The organism is Paraburkholderia bengalensis (assembly GCF_037126505.1).
GTDB lineage: Bacteria > Pseudomonadota > Gammaproteobacteria > Burkholderiales > Burkholderiaceae > Paraburkholderia > Paraburkholderia bengalensis.
In genome coordinates this window covers 1-496 of the sequence record NZ_JACFYJ010000304.1, presented here as the reverse complement: position 1 = coordinate 496, position 496 = coordinate 1, and the positions used below count along the sequence as shown (strand labels likewise).

Annotated in this window: 1 pseudogene; it reads right to left on the bottom strand. The window is 62.5% G+C overall.

What is annotated here, in order from left to right:
- Positions 1-6: 6 nt before the first annotated feature.
- Positions 7-496, bottom strand: a pseudogene (locus H3V53_RS43390) (HD domain-containing protein); the annotation flags it as partial.

The following is a 496-nucleotide window of genomic DNA, read 5'->3' as shown; positions in this document are numbered from 1 at the left end:
AGGACGTCATCCCCACCGGGAATTCAAAATAATGCTGCACAGGTTCACGCGCTCGAAGCCCGGGTCCTTGTATGCCAGGAAATCGTCGTTGAACGTGCCGAACGTGGTGGCTGGACGATGCTTCATGCCATCGTAAAAGGCGTCGATCATCCTGCCGCCGAAATCGGCCCCGCGCGGCCAGGCTGCGATCACCGCCGCGCGCTGTTCCTCCGAAAACGTATCGAAGCCCCGTCCCGCCACGTCCATCCCCGCTCCGGCTTGCACCAGCGCGATTTCCCCGTGCATGTGCTCGGGAATGCCCGGCGTCGTATGGAGCGCCACAGCGGTCCACACCTTCGCGACGTCCGCCTAGTCGACATGATGGCTGCGCAGAAAATCGCGCGCAGCGTTCGCGCCGTCGACTTCAAAACGCAGTTCGCTGTCGCGGTAGGCCGACGTCAAACCGATGTCGTGGAACATGGCCGCGACGTAGAGCAACTCTGGGTCGAAGGCGACA